Genomic DNA, 18,313 nt, shown 5'->3' with positions numbered 1-18,313 from the left:
GGCGGTGCGCCCGCGGGCGCCGGGGATTGCCCCGAAGTCTGACACCCCCGGGCCAGGGTGTGCCCGCGCGCCCGGATGTCAGCGGCGGGTGGCGAGGAACTCCCCGATCCGGCCGATCGCCTCCTCGAGCATCTCCACGTCGGGCAGCGTCACCAGGCGGAAGTGGTCGGGCTCGGGCCAGTTGAACCCGGTGCCGTGGGTGACCAGGATCTTCTTGGCCCGGAGCAGGTCGATGACGAACTGCTGGTCGTCCTCGATGTGGTAGACGTCGGGGTCCAGCCGCGGGAAGCAGTAGAGGGCGCCGCTCGGACGGACCGAGGAGACCCCGGGGATCTCGTTGAGCAGCCGGTCGGCCAGCATCGCCTGCTCGTAGAAGCGCCCGCCGGGGACGATGAGCTCGTTGATCGACTGGTAGCCCCCCAGTGCGGTCTGGATGGCGTGCTGGGCGGGGACGTTGGCACACATCCGCATGTTGGCGATCAGCGTGAGCCCCTCGAGGAACTCCTCGGCGACCTCCTTGGGCCCCGAGATCATCACCCAGCCGGCGCGGTACCCGCAGACGCGGTAGGCCTTGGACAGCCCGCTGAAGGTGAGGCACAGGACGTCGCCGCCGGCCGCGGTCGCGGCGTGGTGGTGCACCGCGCCGTCGAAGAGGATCTTCTCGTAGATCTCGTCGGCGAAGACGACCAGCTCGTGACGGCGGGCGATGTCGACCAGCGCCTCCACCATCTCCTTGCTGTAGACGGCACCGGTGGGGTTGTTGGGGTTGATGATCACCAGGGCGTGGGTGTTCTCGGTGATCTTGGACTCGATGTCCTCGAGGTCCGGCATCCAGCCGTTCTCCTCGTCGCACCGGTAGTGCACGGGGATACCACCGGACAGGGTGACCGCGCCGGTCCACAGCGGGTAGTCGGGAGCGGGGACCAGGATCTCGTTGCCGTCGTCGACGAACGCCTGGAGCACCATCGAGATCAGCTCGCTGACCCCGTTGCCGATGAAGACGTCCTCCACGTCGGTGTGCACCAGCCCGCGCGACTGGTAGTACTGGGCGACCGCGGTACGCGCCGAGTAGATGCCCTGGGAGTCGCTGTAGCCCTGTGACTCGTGGAGGTGGTGGGTGACGTCCGCCAGGATCGCCTCGGGCGCCTCGAACCCGAACGGTGCCGGGTTGCCGATGTTGAGCTTGAGGATGCGGTGTCCCTCGGCCTCCAGCCGCTGGGCCTCGACGAGGATCGGACCACGGACGTCGTAGCGGACGTCGCGCAACTTCTTGCTCTGTCGGATCTGGCGCACGACGCCCATCCTCTCAGCCCCGCGCCACCTCATTTCCGCGCCCGCGCCGGGTGGACGCCGCCGTACCATCGGTGCAGGTGAGGGAGGTGAGGTGGCGTGACTCGGACGACGGTGCCGCTGACGCTCGACCTGCTGGCCGAGCTCGATCCGCCGTGCGGGCGGCACGGGGCGCGAAGCCGCGACCGACGGCTGTGGGTCTCGGAGCGCCTCCGGGAGTGGGGCTCCTGCGGGCGCGTGGCGCTCGTCGAGGGACACCCGGTCGGGCTGGTCGTCTACGGGCCCCCCGAGTCGATCCCCGAAGCCCGCCGTCAGCCGACGGCCCCCGTCTCCGAGGATGCGGTGCTGATGGCCGCCGTGTGGCTGGATCCGGAGCACCGGGCCGGCGGGCTCGGCCGGCTGCTGGTCCAGGGGATGGCGGCCGACCTGGTGCACCGCCCGGGCGTGCGGGCGATCGAGTGCTTCGCCCGGCGGGGCGCCGACAGGTCGGTGCACCGTGAGCTGCTGGTGCCGGCGGGATTCCTGGCGCGGGTCGGGTTCCGCACGCAGCGACAACATCCGCGCGTGCCCAGGATGAGGATGGACCTGCGTTCGACGCTCACCTGGCGCGACGAGGTCGGCGCGACCTGGGAGCGCCTGCGCGAGGCCGTCCGGCCGTCGCCCGTGACGTCGCCGGTGGGGACCAGGGTCGGCGGAGGGGCCGGCATCCGGCAAGCCGACGGGCCGGTGACCCTGGCGGGGTCACCGGCCCGATGAGCGCCGAGGGGCGCGGGCGGTGCTGGGTGGGCTCAGCGGCGAGCTCAGACGAACTCGGCGAGCTCCTTGAGCAGCGCGGCCTTCGGGCGGGCGCCGACGATCGTGCGGACGACCTCGCCGTTCTGGTACACGTTGATCGTCGGGATGCCGGTGACCCGGTACGACGCCGGGGTGACCGGGTTCTCGTCGACGTTCATCTTCAGGAACGTGATCTTGTCGCCGTGCGCACCGGCCAGCTCGTCGAGGATCGGGGCGACCTGACGGCACGGGCCGCACCACTCGGCCCAGAAGTCGACGAGGACCGGCTTGTCGGCCTTCAGCACCTGGGTCTCGAACTCCGAGTCCGTCACAGCTGCGATGTTGCCCATGGATGTTCCCTTCTCGTGGGCCCCGAGGGCCCGGTTGCTGCCACCGGAGCGCGTCCGGTGGTCGACGTTGGTGTGGTCACGGCTACTGCCCAGTCAACAGCACCGCGGTGCCCGATGTTCCCCGTCCGGGGCGGGTGTCGGGCGGGTGGGCCGCCGAGGTCGCGTCCTCGTCGGCCCGGGTGGCTCAGCGGGCGGCCGCGGCGGCGGTCGCCTCCGCGAACTCCAGCTCTGCCAGGTACTTCTCCGCGTCCAGGGCCGCCGCGCAACCGCTGCCGGCGGCGGTGATCGCCTGGCGGTAGCGGCGGTCGACGAGGTCGCCGGAGGCGAAGACGCCGGGCAGGTTGGTCGCGGTCGAGTCCGGTGCGACCAGCACGTAGCCGTCGTCGTCGAGGTCGACCTGGCCGACCAGCAGCTCCGAGCGCGGGATGTGGCCGATGGCCACGAACAGCCCGGTCGCCGGCAGCTCGGACTTCTCGCCGGTGACGGTGTCGCGCAGGGTCAGGGACTCGAGCGACTCCGCGCCGTTGACGGCGTCGACCTCGGCGTTCCACACGACCTCGAGCTTCGGGTCGGCGAACGCGCGCTCCTGCATGATCTTGGAGGCGCGGAGCTCGTCGCGCCGGTGGATCAGCGTCACCTTGGAGCCGAAGCGGGTGAGGAAGGTGGCCTCCTCGACGGCGGAGTCGCCGCCGCCGACCACGGCGATGTGCTGCTCGCGGAAGAAGAAGCCGTCGCAGGTGGCGCAGTAGGAGACGCCGCGGCCCGACAGCGCGTCCTCGTTGGGCAGGTCGAGCTTGCGGTAGCCCGAGCCGGTGGCCAGGATCACGGCGCGCGCGGTGTAGGTGTCCGTGGCGGTCTTGACCACCTTGACGGGGCCGGTCAGGTCGACCTCGACCACGTCGTCGGCGACGAGCTCGGCGCCGAACCGCTCGGCCTGCGCCCGCATCTCGTCCATCAGGGCCGGGCCCTGGATGCCCTCGCGGAAGCCGGGGAAGTTCTCCACCTCGGTGGTGTTCATCAGCGCGCCACCGGCCGTCACAGAGCCCTCGAAGACGAGCGGCTGCAGGCTGGCCCGCGCGGTGTAGATCGCGGCGGTGTAGCCGGCCGGGCCGGAGCCGATCACGATGACGTTGCGCGGCTCGGCGGTGGTGGTGTCGGTGGTCACGGATGCTCCTTCGATGGCGTACGCGATCTCAACCAGATGGTAGGCGCGTTGATTCCCCGGCTCACGCCCGGGCGGAGGTAGATGTGGCACGACTCTCAGCGTTCGCCGCGGTCGTGTGCCCGAGAACACCACGGAACGGGTCCTCGGGCACACGACCCGAGTCGCCGAGCGGGATCAGGAGAGCACCGGCAGGGTCACCGAGCGGAGCACCTCGGTGGTGCCGCAGCGCAGCACCTCGACCACCTGGGTGGTGCCGACCGGCTCGCGGTAGGCGACCAGGGCGGGCAGGTGCTGGTAGCGCACGCCCAGGTAGTACCCGGCCGCGAGGTCGAGGGCGGCGCAGGTGAACCCGCGCGGGGCGACCACCTTCCGCGCCTCGTAGTCGGGGCGGGCCGGCAGGTTGGCGCCGCGCAGCGCCAGGAGCTCGCCGCGGAGGTGCTCCGTGCGCAGGGAGAGCACCCGGCTGTCGGCCCGGCGCACGGTGAGCCGGGACCGCAGTTCGGGCCGGCTCGCCAGCGCGGCGTTCAGGTCGGCCCGGGCGCGGCGCTGCGTGGCCCGGCGCGACCGGGCCGCCGCGTCGTCGGCCATCGCCGTCTCGGGGCTCGCCTCGGCTCCGAACGCGCCGTCCAGCTCCTCCGGGTCGTCCAGCTCGTCCGCGGAGGGCTGGGCGCCCGAGGCCTCACCGCGCTCCGGCTCCCCGTCCGCGATCGCGCTCATGATGTCGGCGTCGGGCTGGGCGACGTCCCCCACCCGGATGCCGACCGCGACGAGCGCCACCACGGCGGCCGCGGCGACGAGCGCCTGGACGACCCGCCGCCGGCGGTGCGAGGACAGCGGGACCACCCGGGCCGTGTCGGCCTCGGCCTCCGCGGACCGGTCCGCCGTCAGCTCGAGCAGCTGGGTGTCCAGCCGGCTCGCGACCTCCGGCGGCAGTGGCGCGGGATCGGCGGCGTCGGCGAGGAGCCGTCGTACGGCGTCCTCACGGCCGGCAGCGTCGCCAGGCGCGTTGCCGGGGCGGTCTCGGGGGGTGGTCATGCAGTGGGTTCCTCGTCAGGGGGTGGAGGTCGGGGCGGGCGTGGTCCCCGGTGGACCTCGCCGACCTCCCGCTCCGACGTGCGGGAGCGTCGCTGGGTTCCGGCCGGGAGCCGTCCGACCGGCGTGGTCCTGCTCACCCTCGTCGTCGAGGTCGCCGAGCAGGTCGGCCAGCTGGTCGGCCAGGCGTCCCCGCGCCCGGGAGCAGCGGCTCTTCACGGTACCCACCGCGCAGTCGAGGATCGCCGCCGCCTCCGCGACCGGGTAGCCCTCCATGTCGACGAGCACCAGCGCCGCGCGCTGCTCCAAGGGCAGCGTGGCGAGCGCGGCCAGCACCCGGGACCGCCGCTCGGAGCGCAGGTGCTGCTCCAGCGGGTCGCCGTCCGCGTCGACCGCGACCGCGCGGGTCAGCCGGTCCTGGTCGTCCAGCTGGTCGGGCAGGGGCTCGGCGCGGCGGACCTTGGCGGCGCGGAGCCGGTCCAGGCAGGCGTTGACCACGACCCGGTGCAGCCACGTGGTCACCTTGGCCTCGCCGCGGAACGACCCGGCGCGCCGGAAGGCCGCGACCATGCCGTCCTGCAGCCCGTCGGCCGCGGTCTCGGGGTCGCCGGTGGTGCGCAGGGCGACGGCCCACAACCGCTCCCGGTGCCGACGGAACAGCACGCCGAAGGCCTCGGCGTCCCCCGCCACGTGGGCGGCGAGCAGGTCCGCGTCGGCGGGCTCGTCCGGGGGCACGTCGACGCCCGCCGCGGAGGCGTCGTCCGGGTCGCTGGGCGGGAGCGGCTCAGTGACCACGCACCACCACCTCCGCGACCTCGCCTCGATAGCCACCCGACACCGGCGGCAACGAAGTCAACCACACGAGGAGGTAGCGGCCGGTCGTCGATCCCTCTCCGACGGTCGAGCCGTCCGGGGTGAGAGTTGCCGTGTCACCTTCCGCCGTGGCCTCCGCGACGGGCGTCCCGCTCGGGGCGTCCGTGGGCGTCTCGCGGCTGATCCACACCGAGGCCGACGTCGGTGAGCCGACGAAGGTGAGGTCCACGTCGGTGACGGTGCGGACCTCGCCCAGGTCGATCACCAGGCCGACCCCGGTCTTCAGCGCCCCCGGCGGCGGCCCGAGCTGGTCGTTGTAGGTCTGGGTCGGCCACGCAGTCGTCGGGTCCCCGTCGATCGCGAACGAGGAGTCCTCCGGGTGCTCCTCGCCGTCGCCCAGAGGGTCGAAGTCCACCGCGGAGACGGGGCTTAGCACGCTCGGCGCCACGCTCGGAGCGGGCGAGCTGCCGCGCGTCGGCCCGGTCTCCTCCGCGCCGAGCGGTGTCCTGCCGCGGCCCAGGTTGACCGCGATCGCGACGGCGACGATCAGCACCAGGCCGAGCCCGACCAGGAGGGCGGCGCGCAGCCAGGTGCGCCCCGGGACGGACTCCTCCTCGACGACCCGCTCCACCGCGCCGGTGCCGCTGTCCCACAGCGCGGGGTCCGCGGGAGCCGGGGGACCCGCGGCCACGTCGGCCGGCTCCGGCATCGGCGCCACGGCGCGGGCCCGCCGCGCGGCCACGCCCTCGGGCGTCTCGGGCGCGAACAGCGGTCGCTCCGGCGGCTCCTCGAACGGCGGGGGCGGCGGCGGCGGCGTGCTGCGCGTCCGCATCCAGGTGACGTCGTCCTCGTCGTCGGCGAAGACCGGCATGCCGGCCTCGGTCGGCAGCTCCGAGACCAGGGGGACCGGGCCCGGGTCGGGGAGCGCCGTGCCCTCGGTGGGTGTGGTCGGCGCGTTCCGTCGGGCGCGCGCCGCGGCGGACTGGGCGGTCTCGGCCAGCTCCTCGCGCGGGTCCTCGCGCGGGTCCTCGGAGGGTGGTGCCTCCGTCTCGGCGGTCCGCATCGACGCCCCCGCCTGCGTCCCCGCGGCGGCGGAGACCCGTGGGCCCGTCCGCACCGGCGGGTCGGCGAGCGAGGGCAGCGTGACCGGCCGGACCTCGTTGATCGGCGGGATCGAGGAGGCCAGCTCCTCGGGCAGCCCCGTGACGTCACCGAGGAACTCCATCAGCCGGTCGTAGATCGCCCGGGCGCTCGAGACGTCGGGCGCCTCGGCGACCTGCACTGCGGCGATCCGCCACCAGTGGTGGTGGTTCTCGTCGGCATGGTCGATCTCGCACCACAGCGCGTCCAGCGGCCGCGGCACGCCGGGGAGCACCTGTCGCGGCGACATCGTGCTGCCGTGCACCTCCAGCGCCGGCTCCACCACCGAGGTGGACGGCCCCGACCACGTGCCGGTCAACGCGCAGTAGAGCAGCCCGCCGAGGTCGGCCAGGTCGCCGCTCTCGCGCGCCGGCGGGAGGCCGTGCAGAGCGGCGTCGACGCACAGCCCGATGATCCGCACGGCGCCGAGCCGGTCGATCAGGATGTTCTCGGGGTTGAGGCGCCCGTGGGTGACGCCCTGCGCGTGGCAGCGGGCGATGGCGTCGGCGACGTCGGCCACCAGCCACGCGGCGCGGCGCGCGGGGAGCGGGCCGGCGTGGTTGACCAGGATGTCCAGCGACGTGCCGGTGCCCCACTCGTTGACCACGAAGCAGAGCCCGTCGCGGGTCTCGACGTCGAGCACGCGCAGGATCCGGGGGTCGAGCACCATCGCGGAGGACCGGGCCGCCGCCACCAGGGCGTCCGCCCGGGGGTCGCCCTCGGAGATGACGTGCAGCGCGACGGACCGGTCGAGGACAGCGTCGTGCGCCCGCCAGAACCGGCCGCCCGCGCTCTCGGTCAAGAGGTCGATCAATCGGTAACGGCCGGCCAGCACATCGCCAGGTCGCGTCGCTGTCGCCACACCAGTCCTCTCTGATCACGGCCATCGTAGGCCGCGTGGCGCCCCGGCGTGGTCAGCCCCGGCGAACCCGCGCCAGGACGAGCCCGACGACCGAGGTGACCTCGCTCAGGCCGAGCACGCGCGCGGCCCCGAGGAAGAAGCCGGCGGTGCCCGCGGTGACGACCGCGACCTCGACCGCGGCGAGGATCCAGCCCGGGTCCGCGACGAACGCCTCGACGACGTCGACGACCAGGATCCGCAGCAGCACCGACACGACGACCACCCCGGCGGCGCCGACCGCCAGCCGGCCGGCGAACCCGAGCCACCGGCCCGCGCCGCCCGCGGCCAGCCCACCGCGGCGCAGGAGCCGGACGAGCAGCAGGCTCGACAGGGTCGCGCCCACGCCGTACGCCGCGGTGTAGGCCAGGATCAGCGCCGGGGTGGTGTAGCCGGGGTCGACCAGGCCGACCAGGGCGATCGCGGTGGCGATGTTGGTGCCGGCGATCACGCACTGCACCCAGAAGACCAGCTTGTTGCGCTCCAGGGCGTAGAAGCCGCGCAGCACCAGGTAGTGGATCGTGAACAGCACGACGCCGCTGCCGAACAGCGCCAGCGGGAGCTCGAGTCGGTCGTAGGTGTCCGCGGTCGCGCCGTGGCCCCAGATCACCTGCGCCAGGGGGAGCGCGATCGCCGGCAACAGCGCGGCGAACGGCACGATCACCGCCAGCGCGGTGCGCATCGTGGTGCCCAGCGTGCTCGCCAGCGCGGGCATGTCCTGGTTGGCGGCCGACGCCGAGAGCCGGGGCAGGATCGCCGTGGCCAGCGAGACCGTGATGATCGAGTGCGGGACCATCACCACGAGCATCGCGTTGGTGTAGATCGTGATGCCGGTGCCGTCGGTCGCGGCGGCGGTACCGCCCGAGGCCAGGCGCACCACGACGACGTACGCCAGCTGGTTGACCACCACGAACAGGACGGTCCACATCCCGAGGCGGAACGTCTGCCGCAGGCCCACGCCGCGGAAGTCGAAGCGCGGCCGGTAGCGGACGCCCGCCGCCCACAGGTAGGGCACCAGGATCAGGAACTGCGCCGCGATGCCGGCCGTCGAGCCGATGCCGAGCAGCGCCTCCTGGCCCGGGGTGAACGCCGCGGACTGCTGCGCAGCCGAGGCCGGGCCGAACGCGATCAGGTAGGTGATCAGCACCGCCACCGAGATCACGTTGTTCGCGATCGGGGCCCACATCATCGGCCCGAACCGGCCGCGGGCGTTGAGCACCTGGCCGACCAGCACGAACATCCCGTAGAAGAAGACCTGCGGCAGGCAGTAGCGGGCGAAGTCGATCGCCGACTGCCGCTGCTCGGCCAGCGCCGGGTCGTCGTACCGGCTGTTGAGCATGATGTCCATGACCTGCGGCGCGGCCGCGACGAGCACGACCGTCACGGTGCCGAGGAAGAGCGCGGCGAGGGTGATCACGCGGTCGACGTACGCCGCGCCGGCGTCCGCGTCGTTCTTCATGGACCGCACCAGCTGCGGGACCAGCACGGCGTTGAAGACGCCGCCGGCCAGCAGGATGTAGAGCATGTTCGGCAGCGTGTTGGCGATCGTGAAGATGTCGGCGTGCAGGCCGATGCCGAGCGCCGCGGCCAGCAGGGTGGACCGGATGAAGCCGCTGAACCGGGAGACGACGGTGCCGGCGGCCATCACCGCGCTGTTGGTCAGGATCGCGCGCTGGTTGTCGGCCGGCGGCTGCGGGCGCGGGTCCTCGTGGGAGGACCCGGTCACGGACTCGTCGGTCACGGGGTGGTCTCCGCCTTCCGGCCGGTGGCCTCGTCGCTGTCGCCGGGGGTCGGCTCGGCGGGGGCCTCCGCGCCGGCGGGATCCGCGGGGTCGGCCCCGGGGGCCGTGGCGCGCCGCGACCGGGACCGGATCCGGCGGTAGAGCCGGATGACGATGGCGAGCATCAGGATCCCCACCCCGGCGCCGATGAAGACCCAGATCACCGTGCTCACGCCGCCGGAGCGGACCGGGACCACGTCGGAGGAGCCGATCGGGTTGCCGTCGACGTCGGTGAGGTTGAGCCGGATGTTGTGCACGCCCGGGACCGTGGTGTGGGCCTGCAGCGACACCGAGGTGCGGCTCTCCGGGCCCAGCTCGATCGGGCCCGAGGGGTCGATCCCGGCGCCGTTGTCGTCCTCGGCGACGACCTGGACGGTCACCGGTACGTCGAGGGTGTTGCTGACGGTGACCGAGAAGCTGCCCGACGAGCTGGAGAGCGTGACCCCGGGCGGCGCGCTGATCTCGACCGACTCGAGCCGCTTGGAAAGCCACGCCCGGGAGGCCGCGAGCCGCGCGGCGGCCCGCCGGTCGCCGCGCAGCGCGTACGACGCGCCGGCGAGCGCCTCCGCGGTCACGGAGTCCGCGACGGTCGCCCCGTCACCCAGCACGTTCTGCAGGGTGGTGCCGGCCGCCATCAGCCGGTTCACCTCGCCGAAGACGGCCACCGGGGTCTCCAGCGCCGCCTGACGCGCCGGGTAGTTCAGGGTGTCGGTGTCGACCGGGTCGCGGTCCCCCGCGACGATCGCGCCGACCGTGGTCAGGTTCAGCCACAGCACGTCCAGGCCGGTCCAGAACTGCGAGGCCCCGGCGGGGTCGATCCCGGTGGGTAGGACCAGCACCAGCGGCGCCGCGCCCTGGGCGTCGGTGTCGGTGTCGGTGGTGTCGGTGGTGTCGGTGGTGTCGGTGGCCGCGGCGTCGATCAGCCGCAGCGCCGCCTCGCTGAGCAGCCGCTGGCGCACGGCCACCGGGGCCAGGCGCCGGTTGGGCCCGGGGCCACCCGCGGCGGCGGCCGCGGTGGTCACCGCGACGGCGGCCTCGCCCACCTCGCCGGCCGCCGGCGGGCCGTCGGGGTACTCGTCGTCACGGAACATCCGGTCCGTCAGCAGCAGCACCGCCGCGTCGCTGACCCCGTCGATCGCCGCGGGTGAGACGAAGCCGTTCGGCGACGTGACGGCCGGGTTGACCGCGGTGCGCCAGTCCGTCAGCACGTCGCTCGGCCGCTCCCGGGCCAGCGTGTAGAGGTCGGCCAGGGCGTCGGCCGCCCCGGAGAGGTCGGGGTCGCCGTACGGCAGGGCGAGCACCTCCTGCGCCGCCAGCAGGGGACGGGCCTGGTCCAGCCACGGCTGCGCGCTGGCGACCGCGGGCTCGACCTCCTGCGGGGTCTCCTGCTCCTCGTCGGACCCGGTCCCGGTGTCCTCGCCGCCCTCACCGGTCGCCTCGCCGTCCTCCACGGGCTCGGAGACGAGCGTGCGCGGCTGGTTGCCCCGGGCGAGCGCGCGCACCGCGTCCGGGACGGCGGGATCGACCAGCCAGGTCACCGGCTGCGCCCCCGACTCCGCGCCGAACGCGAGCATGCCGCCCAGCGAGCCGGAGACCGAGAGCTGGCGCTCCCAGCGGCCCACCCTCGCCAGCGAGCCGTCCGACTTGTGGCTGACCGGGGCCCGCAGGGGCGCGACCACCGCGGCGTCGACGCCCGCGTCGTCGTACCCCGCCGGGAGGTAGGGCAGGAACGTGCGCGCCCGGCCGTCGGCGAACTCGTCGCGCGGCGTCGTCCGGCTCTCGCCGGAGGCCTGCACGCCGAACCAGTAGACACCCGGGGTGGGGTCGCCGAGCTCGGAGCGGAGCACCGCCTGCGGCACCGTGATCGTGAACGTCGACGTCTCGCCCGGGCCCAGCCGCCGGATCCGCTCGGTGACCGCCGGGTCGATCAGCCGCTCGCCCACCGGCGTGGTCGGGTCGGTGGCGGCGGCCTCCGCGAGCTCCTCGGCGGTCACCATCGGTCCGGGGCAGGTGGCGTCGGACTGGCAGTCGTCGGAGTTCAGGTACGGGTAGACGTTGACCTGGTGCCAGGCGACCAGGTCGCGGTTGGTGATCGTCCCGCTGATGGTCAGCGGTCCCCGCTGCGGCAGCACGCCGGGGGAGAGCGTGTCGATGGTGATCAGCAGCGGCGCGTCGTACTTCCGGCGCTCGCGGCGACGCTCGGCCGACCGGCTGAGGCGCGCGGCACGGTGGCGCTCGGCGGCCTCGGCCGCGGCCTGGGTCGCGGCCTCGGTCGTGCTCTCGGCGGAGTGGTCGGGGCTCCCGGCGCCGGGCGAGGGCGAGGCCTGCGCGGCGGCCGGCACCGTCGCCGCCAGCAGCAGCCCTGCCAACGCGCCCAGGGCAGCACGGGAGAACGACCGACCGGGGACCACGGCACGAGGGTAGTCGGGCCGGGTCGCCTCGGCGGCAGGGCGGGCCGATCCCGCGCGATGGGGATGAGGCGGCGGTCACGCCCTAAACTTTCCCCGCGTGAGCGACCGCATCGAAGCATCCGCCCCCGGCGAGGCCGCCGCACCCCTGCGGCTGGTCGACGTGCAGTCGGCGGTCGCCGCCGAGCTGGACCGGATCGGCCCCGTCATCGACGAGCTCGGCGCCCGCTTCGCCGAGGCCGGCCACGAGCTGGCGCTGGTCGGTGGCCCGGTCCGCGACGCGATGCTCGGCCGCCGCTCGAACGACCTCGACTTCACCACCTCCGCCCGGCCGGAGGTGACCGACAGGATCCTGCGTGCCTGGGGCGACGCCTGGTGGGACATGGGTCGCGACTTCGGCACCATCGGCTGCCGCAAGGGCGACTGGGTCGTCGAGGTGACGACGTACCGCTCCGAGGCCTACGACCCCGACAGCCGCAAGCCCGACGTGCAGTACGGCGACACGCTCGCCGGCGACCTGGGCCGCCGCGACTTCACCGTCAACGCGATGGCGGTCCGGCTGCCCGGCCGCGAGCTGGAGGACCCGTACGGCGGCCTGCTGGACCTCGCGCACCGGGTGCTGCGCACACCGGGCCGGCCCGAGGACTCCTTCTCCGACGACCCGCTGCGGATGATGCGCGCGGCGCGGTTCGCGGCCCAGCTCGGCTTCACCCCCGCGCCGGAGGTGGTCGAGGCGATGACCGCGATGGCGGACCGGATCGAGATCATCTCCGCCGAGCGGGTGCGCGACGAGCTGGTGAAGCTGATCTGCGCGCCGGCGCCGCGGCTCGGCCTGGAGCTGCTGGTGGAGACCGGGCTGGCCGCGCGGGTGCTGCCCGAGCTGCCCGCGCTGAAGCTCGAGCGCGACGAGCACCACCGGCACAAGGACGTCTACGAGCACACGCTGACGGTGCTGGAGCAGGCGATCGACCTCGAGCCGCGGCTCAGCGAGGGAGGTGGGCCCGACTTCGTCTCCCGGTTCGCCGCGCTGATGCACGACGTCGGGAAGCCGAAGACCCGGCGGTTCGTCGACGACGGCACGGTCACCTTCCACCACCACGACGTGGTCGGCGCCAAGCTGACCCGCAAGCGGATGAAGGCGCTGCGGTTCTCCAACGACGAGATCGAGGCGGTCAGCCAGCTCGTCGAGCTGCACCTGCGCTTCCACGGCTACGGCACCGGCGAGTGGACCGACTCCGCGGTCCGCCGCTACGTCCGCGACGCCGGCGCCCAGCTGGAGCGGCTGCACGTGCTGACGCGGGCCGACTGCACCACCCGCAACAAGCGGAAGGCGGAGCGGCTGCGCCGTACCTACGACGAGCTGGAGGCGCGGATCTCCCGCCTGGCCGAGGCCGAGGAGCTCGCCGCGCTCCGCCCCGACCTCGACGGCAACCAGATCATGGAGATCCTCGGCATCCCGCCGGGTCGCGTCGTCGGCGAGGCCTACCACTTCCTGCTCGAGCAGCGCCTGGACAACGGGCCGATGAGCGAGGAGGAGGCCACCGCCGCCCTGCGCGCGTGGTGGGCCGAGCGGGACGCCTGACGGCGTACGGCCGGGACGAGCGGGTCCGGCTGTTCCGGGGGTTCGCCCGCGCGGGTGGCTACCGGTGAGTACGGTCGGGGCGAGCCAGGGCCCGTCCGGGCCGACCACGAGCACGGAGGTGCCCCGCCATGCCCGAGACCGCCTACGAGGAGCTCCTCGAGGACACCGTCGACGTCGACGCCGCGCCCGCCACGGTGTGGGCGCTGGTCACCGACCTGCCGCGGATGGCGCGGTGGAGCCCGCAGGTGGTCCGGTCGAAGGTGTGGGGTCGCGCGGTCGGCCAGGGCGCGAAGTTCACCAACCTCAACCGCCGCGGCTACCTGTTCTGGCCGACCAACGGCAAGGTCGTCCGGTTCACGCCGCCCTCGGAGCACTCCGTGGGGGAGTTCGGCTTCCGGATCAACGAGAACCGCACGATCTGGTCCTTCACCCTCGAGCCCACCGCCACCGGCACCCGGGTGATCCAGCGCCGCGAGACGCCGGACGGGATCTCGGGGGTGTCGATGGGGCTGACCAAGGCCGCGCTGGGTGGCCAGGACGTGTTCACCGACGAGCTGCGTGCCGGGATGCGCCAGACGCTGGAGCGGATCAAGGCCGACGCTGAGGGGTGAGGCCGGGGTGCAGGAATCACCGGTTGACCGGTGATTCCTGCACTTCCAGGGCGTTGAAGTGCCTGTCAAGCGACCGAATCACCTGCCAACCGGTGATTCTTGTGACAGGAGTGACGAAGGGCCGGCCCCCACGGGGACCGGCCCTTCGGCTGTCTCAGGCACATGGCCCGAGGACGTGCGTCACTCGCCGCGGATGAACGCCTCGAGCTTGGCGCGACCCTCGGTGTCCTCCATCTGCACCGGCGGGGACTTCATCAGGTACGCCGCAGCCGGGAGGATCGGGCCGCCGTGGCCGCGGTCCTTGGCGATCTTCGCCGCGCGCACGGCGTCGATGATGATGCCGGCGGAGTTCGGGGAGTCCCAGACCTCGAGCTTGTACTCCAGGTTCAGCGGGACGTCACCGAACGCGCGGCCCTCGAGGCGCACGTAGGCCCACTTGCGGTCGTCCAGCCACGCCACGTAGTCCGAGGGACCGATGTGGACGTTCTTGTCGTCGATCTTGCCGGCCAGCGGGCCGTTCAGGTTCGACGTCACGGCCTGGGTCTTGGAGACCTTCTTGGACTCCAGGCGCTCGCGCTCGAGCATGTTCTTGAAGTCCATGTTGCCGCCGACGTTGAGCTGGTAGGTGCGGTCCAGCGTCACGCCGCGGTCCTCGAACAGCTTCGCCATCACGCGGTGGGTGATGGTGGCGCCGACCTGCGACTTGATGTCGTCGCCGACGATCGGCACGCCCGCGGCCTCGAACTTCGCGGCCCACTCCGGGTCGGAGGCGATGAAGACCGGCAGGGCGTTGACGAAGGCGACGCCCGCGTCGATGGCGCACTGCGCGTAGAACTTGTCGGCCTCCTCGGAGCCCACCGGGAGGTAGGAGACGAGGACGTCGACGTTGTTGTCCTTGAGGACCTTGACGACGTCGACCGGCTCGGCGGCCGACTCCTCGATCGTGGCCCTGTAGTACTTGCCCAGACCGTCGAGGGTCGGGCCGCGCTGGACCTCGACGCCCAGGGTCGGCACGTCGCAGATCTTGATGGTGTTGTTCTCGCTGGCGTTGATCGCCTCGGAGAGGTCCTTGCCGACCTTCTTGTCGTCGACGTCGAACGCGGCGACGAACTCGACGTCACCGACGTGGTACTCGCCGAACTGGACGTGCATCAGGCCGGGGACCGTGCTGGCAGGGTCCGCGTCCCCGTAGTACTGCACACCCTGGATCAGCGAGGTGGCGCAGTTGCCCACGCCCGCGATGGCTACTCGAACCGAACCCATGAGGAGTCCTTTCTTGGATTGATCGGGCGCCGGAGGCGTCCGGTGCTGCGAGGTTCTCTCGCACTTGGATCTCGTCGCTGTCAGTCGTTCCTCACCGGCTCCACTGCCGGGGAGGCGGGAGGGGGCGCCGGCTCCGGCGGCACCCCTCGTTCGGCGTTGATGAGGTCCGACAGCCAACGAACCTCTCGTTCGACCGACTCCACGCCGTGGCGCTGTAGCTCCGCGGCGTACCGGTCGACCTCCTTCTGGGTCATCGCCAGATCGCGCTGCACCCGGTCGAGTCGCTCCTGGAGCCGGGAGCGGCGCCCCTCCAGGACGCGGAGACGGATCTCCATGTCGGTGGAGGAGAAGAACCGGAAGCGGATGTCGAAGTTGTCGTCCTCCCAGGCGGCAGGACCGACCTCGGACATCAGGCGCTCGAACTCCGCGGTGCCCTTCGACGTCACCTGGTAGACGATCCGCTGGCGACGCGACGCCGGGGCGGTGCCCGGATCGGGCGTCACCTCCGCGATCAGGTTGCCCCGGAGCATCTTCTTCAGTGCCGGGTAGAGCGAGCCGTAGGAGAGCAACCGGCCCCAACCGAGCATCAGGTTGAGTCGCTTGCGGAGCTCGTAGCCGTGCATCGGACCCTCATGCAGCAGCCCGAGGACTGCGAGCTCGATGGTCTCTCCGCGACGTGCCATGCGATCTATCGTAGCGATATATCCGCGTGACGTGAACACGCGATGGGTCATGCGTGAACCAGGGGTGGCGCGAGACAGGTACGACGGACCTGCCCGAGGATGCGGCTGCGATTGCCTCGGATGCGTACCCTGATCTGCGGCGATCGACAGGGAGACCGTGCTCGACCCTGTTCGCCTGACCTGACCCCGGGCGAATGAGCGAGGACGTGGCCGAAGGCAAGCGCAGCGCTGGCGGCACCGCGAAGCGGTCCAACGGATCCAGCAGCAAGAAGAAGCAGTCGACCCCCAAGACCTGGAAGACCCGGCTCCGCTCGGTCGCCAAGTGGGGGCTGATCGCCTTCCTCGTCCTCAGCCTGATCGGCGTCGGCGTCTTCATCTACGCCTACCGCTCGATCGACATCCCGAGCGCGAACGCCGAGTTCCTCACCGAGACCACCCACGTCTACTACGCCGACGGCGAGACGGACCTCGGTCAGTTCGCGATCCAGCGCCGCGACGCCATCGACTACGACGAGATGCCGCAGTCGATCAAGGACGCGGTCGTCGCCTCGGAGAACCGGACCTTCTGGACCGACAAGGGCATCGACCCGCGCGGCATCCTCCGCGCCGCCTTCAGCAACGCCAAGGGCGGTTCGACCCAGGGCGCCTCCACGATCACCCAGCAGTACGTGAAGATCCTCTACCTCACCCAGGAGCGCACCTGGGAGCGGAAGGTCAAGGAAGCGATCCTCTCGCTCAAGGTGCAGAACCAGCTCTCGAAGGAGGACGTGCTCGAGGGCTACCTCAACACGATCTACTTCGGCCGCGGCGCCTACGGCATCCAGGCCGCCGGCCAGGCGTACTTCGGCAAGGACGCCGCCGACCTGAACCTGCGCGAGTCCGCCGTGCTGGCCTCGGTCCTCAACAACCCGTACAACCTGGACCCGGCGAACGGCAAGGCCTCGAAGCGCGCCCTCAAGGACCGCTACCAGTACACGCTCAGCGGCATGCTGGCGATGGACACCATCACCGAGCGCCAGTACGAGAAGGCCTCGAAGCGGCTCCCGAAGTTCCCCGAGATCGCCAGCAGCAGCCAGTACGGCGGCCAGAAGGGCCACGTGCTCTCCATGGTCCGTTCCGAGCTGCTCGACATGGGCTTCAGCGAGGACGAGATCAACGGCGGCGGCCTGCACGTGACCACCACCTTCACCCCGAAGGCGATGAAGGCCGCCGAGGAGGGCGTGAAGGCGGCCCGGCCGGAGGGGTTCTCCGACAAGGAGCTGCACGTCGGCGTCGCCTCGGTCGAGCCCGGCACCGGCGCCGTCCGCGGCATCTACGCCGGCCAGGACTTCCTCGACTCGCAGCTCAACTGGGCGATCGAGGGCGGCCAGGCCGGCTCGACGTTCAAGCCCTTCGCCCTCGCCGCCGGCATCAAGGCCGGCTTCTCGCTGAAGGACACCTTCGACGGGAACTCCCCCTACGAGCTCCCCGACGGCACCTTCGTGGAGAACCAGGGCGACTCCGACTACGGCAGCAACATCACGATGGTCACCGCCACGGAGCACTCGGTGAACACGGCCTACATCGACATGACGCTGTCGATGGGGTCGAACGGCCCGCAGCAGATCATCGACATGGCGAACGCCATGGGCGTCCCGCCGGCCGAGCCGGCCGACGACCCGTACGGCTTCCCGACGTCGACCCCCGGCCTGAACGCGAACACCGGCGTCTCGCTGGGCTCCCAGACCGTCAGCCCGATCAACATGGCCAACGGCTACGCGACGATCGCCAACAAGGGCGTGGCGGCCGACGCCTTCATCATCGACAAGGTCGTCGACCGCGACGGCGTGGTGCGCTACCAGCACAAGGTGAGCACCCACCGCGCCATGCCCGAGGACATCGCCGCCGACGTCTCCTTCGCCCTGCAGGAGACCGTCGAGGCATCCGGCGGCACCGCCGCGAAGGCGAAGCTGATCAACCGTCCCGCCGGCGCCAAGACCGGTACCGCGACCAACGGCCTCGGCGAGGTCTCCTCGGCCTGGTTCTCCGGCTTCACCCCGCAGATGGCGACCGCGGTCATGTACGTCCGCGGCAAGGGCAACGAGCAGCTCCAGGGCTGGCTGCCGTCGTACTTCGGCGGCTCCTACCCCGCGGACACCTGGGTCGAGGTGATGAACCGCCTGCTCGAGGGCGAGCCGGTCGAGGACCTGCCCGAGCCGGCGTACGTCGACGGCGACGCGCCGACCGAGGGCCACGACCCGCTCCCGACGAAGACGCCGAAGCCGAAGCCGACCAAGGAGCCGAAGCCGTCGAAGGAGCCGACCACGGAGGCCCCGTCGAAGGAGCCGACCACGGAGGCCCCGCCGACCACGGAGCCGCCGACGACGCAGCCGCCCACGACGGAGGCGCCGACCACGCAGCCGCCGACGACCGCGCCGACCACACCGCCGACGACGCCGACCACGCCGGCGACGACCGCGACGACGGAGCCCACCCGCGGACCACGCACCGGAGCGGCCCGCCCCTGACGGACGTCCGTGGCAAC

General features: G+C 72.4%; 14 protein-coding genes. 4 read left to right on the top strand and 10 right to left on the bottom strand.

The window, feature by feature from the left end; genetic code table 11:
- Window positions 1-78 precede the first annotated feature (78 nt).
- Window positions 79-1,293: a pyridoxal phosphate-dependent aminotransferase gene (locus ABLM29_RS07135; protein WP_502889185.1), complete on the bottom strand. Its 1,215-nt coding sequence runs from the start codon at window positions 1,291-1,293 to the stop codon at window positions 79-81.
- 96 nt (window positions 1,294-1,389) lie between these two features.
- On the opposite strand from ABLM29_RS07135, the gene ABLM29_RS07130 reads away from it, so the two are divergent.
- Window positions 1,390-2,046: a GNAT family N-acetyltransferase gene (locus ABLM29_RS07130; protein ID WP_349713328.1), complete on the top strand. Its 657-nt coding sequence runs from the start codon at window positions 1,390-1,392 to the stop codon at window positions 2,044-2,046.
- 44 nt (window positions 2,047-2,090) lie between these two features.
- On the opposite strand, the gene trxA is transcribed toward ABLM29_RS07130, so the two are convergent.
- From trxA to ABLM29_RS07095, 7 genes are all read right to left on the bottom strand, one after another.
- Window positions 2,091-2,414: a thioredoxin gene (trxA, locus tag ABLM29_RS07125; RefSeq protein WP_349713326.1), complete on the bottom strand. Its 324-nt coding sequence runs from the start codon at window positions 2,412-2,414 to the stop codon at window positions 2,091-2,093.
- A 184-nt stretch (window positions 2,415-2,598) separates the two neighbouring features.
- Window positions 2,599-3,579, bottom strand: a complete 981-nt coding sequence (gene trxB / locus ABLM29_RS07120) for a thioredoxin-disulfide reductase (RefSeq protein WP_349713325.1) — start codon at window positions 3,577-3,579, stop codon at window positions 2,599-2,601.
- A gap of 174 nt (window positions 3,580-3,753) precedes the next feature.
- Window positions 3,754-4,614: a hypothetical protein gene (locus ABLM29_RS07115; RefSeq protein ID WP_349713323.1), complete on the bottom strand. Its 861-nt coding sequence runs from the start codon at window positions 4,612-4,614 to the stop codon at window positions 3,754-3,756.
- Between the two features lie 15 nt (window positions 4,615-4,629).
- Complete coding sequence (sigM, locus tag ABLM29_RS07110) at window positions 4,630-5,406, bottom strand: RNA polymerase sigma factor SigM (protein ID WP_349713322.1); 777 nt, start codon at window positions 5,404-5,406, stop codon at window positions 4,630-4,632.
- Entirely contained in the window at window positions 5,396-7,366 is a 1,971-nt protein-coding gene (locus ABLM29_RS07105) for a protein kinase family protein (RefSeq protein WP_349713320.1), read from the bottom strand. The genes sigM and ABLM29_RS07105 overlap by 11 nt, the downstream gene beginning before the upstream one ends.
- A gap of 112 nt (window positions 7,367-7,478) precedes the next feature.
- Window positions 7,479-9,203: a murein biosynthesis integral membrane protein MurJ gene (gene murJ, locus ABLM29_RS07100; RefSeq protein ID WP_349713319.1), complete on the bottom strand. Its 1,725-nt coding sequence runs from the start codon at window positions 9,201-9,203 to the stop codon at window positions 7,479-7,481.
- Window positions 9,200-11,653, bottom strand: coding sequence for a DUF6049 family protein (locus tag ABLM29_RS07095; RefSeq protein WP_349713318.1), 2,454 nt, complete (start codon window positions 11,651-11,653; stop codon window positions 9,200-9,202). Before ABLM29_RS07095 ends, murJ begins: the two co-directional genes overlap by 4 nt.
- Window positions 11,654-11,813: 160 nt before the next feature.
- On the opposite strand from ABLM29_RS07095, the gene ABLM29_RS07090 reads away from it, so the two are divergent.
- The gene (locus tag ABLM29_RS07090) at window positions 11,814-13,232 is read left to right on the top strand and encodes a CCA tRNA nucleotidyltransferase (protein WP_349713353.1); all 1,419 of its coding nucleotides are present in this window, start codon (window positions 11,814-11,816) and stop codon (window positions 13,230-13,232) included.
- Window positions 13,233-13,360: 128 nt separating this feature from the next.
- Window positions 13,361-13,843 (top strand): SRPBCC family protein, encoded by a 483-nt coding sequence (locus ABLM29_RS07085; protein WP_349713317.1) that lies wholly within the window; start codon window positions 13,361-13,363, stop codon window positions 13,841-13,843.
- A 180-nt stretch (window positions 13,844-14,023) separates the two neighbouring features.
- Here ABLM29_RS07085 and ABLM29_RS07080 read toward each other — a convergent pair whose 3' ends face one another.
- Together ABLM29_RS07080 and ABLM29_RS07075 are read right to left on the bottom strand one after the other, a co-directional pair.
- The gene (locus ABLM29_RS07080; RefSeq protein ID WP_349713316.1) at window positions 14,024-15,106 is read right to left on the bottom strand and encodes an inositol-3-phosphate synthase; all 1,083 of its coding nucleotides are present in this window, start codon (window positions 15,104-15,106) and stop codon (window positions 14,024-14,026) included.
- Between the two features lie 80 nt (window positions 15,107-15,186).
- The gene (locus ABLM29_RS07075) at window positions 15,187-15,789 is read right to left on the bottom strand and encodes a PadR family transcriptional regulator (protein ID WP_349713315.1); all 603 of its coding nucleotides are present in this window, start codon (window positions 15,787-15,789) and stop codon (window positions 15,187-15,189) included.
- Window positions 15,790-15,983: 194 nt separating this feature from the next.
- On the opposite strand from ABLM29_RS07075, the gene ABLM29_RS07070 reads away from it, so the two are divergent.
- Window positions 15,984-18,296: a transglycosylase domain-containing protein gene (locus tag ABLM29_RS07070; protein ID WP_349713313.1), complete on the top strand. Its 2,313-nt coding sequence runs from the start codon at window positions 15,984-15,986 to the stop codon at window positions 18,294-18,296.
- Window positions 18,297-18,313 lie beyond the last annotated feature (17 nt).

Source organism: Nocardioides sp. YIM 152588 (genome assembly GCF_040191335.1).
GTDB lineage: Bacteria > Actinomycetota > Actinomycetes > Propionibacteriales > Nocardioidaceae > Nocardioides.
This window is presented reverse-complemented; position numbering and strand designations above follow the sequence as displayed.

Bases quoted from the DNA above. Each gene is read 5' to 3' on its own strand.
- trxA (WP_349713326.1), bottom strand. From the start codon at position 2,414: ATGGGCAACATCGCAGCTGTGACGGACTCGGAGTTCGAGACCCAGGTG.
- ABLM29_RS07115 (WP_349713323.1), bottom strand. From the start codon at position 4,614: ATGACCACCCCCCGAGACCGCCCCGGCAACGCGCCTGGCGACGCTGCC.
- ABLM29_RS07085 (WP_349713317.1), top strand. From the start codon at position 13,361: ATGCCCGAGACCGCCTACGAGGAGCTCCTCGAGGACACCGTCGACGTC.
- ABLM29_RS07080 (WP_349713316.1), bottom strand. From the start codon at position 15,106: ATGGGTTCGGTTCGAGTAGCCATCGCGGGCGTGGGCAACTGCGCCACC.
- ABLM29_RS07075 (WP_349713315.1), bottom strand. From the start codon at position 15,789: ATGGCACGTCGCGGAGAGACCATCGAGCTCGCAGTCCTCGGGCTGCTG.
- ABLM29_RS07070 (WP_349713313.1), top strand. From the start codon at position 15,984: ATGAGCGAGGACGTGGCCGAAGGCAAGCGCAGCGCTGGCGGCACCGCG.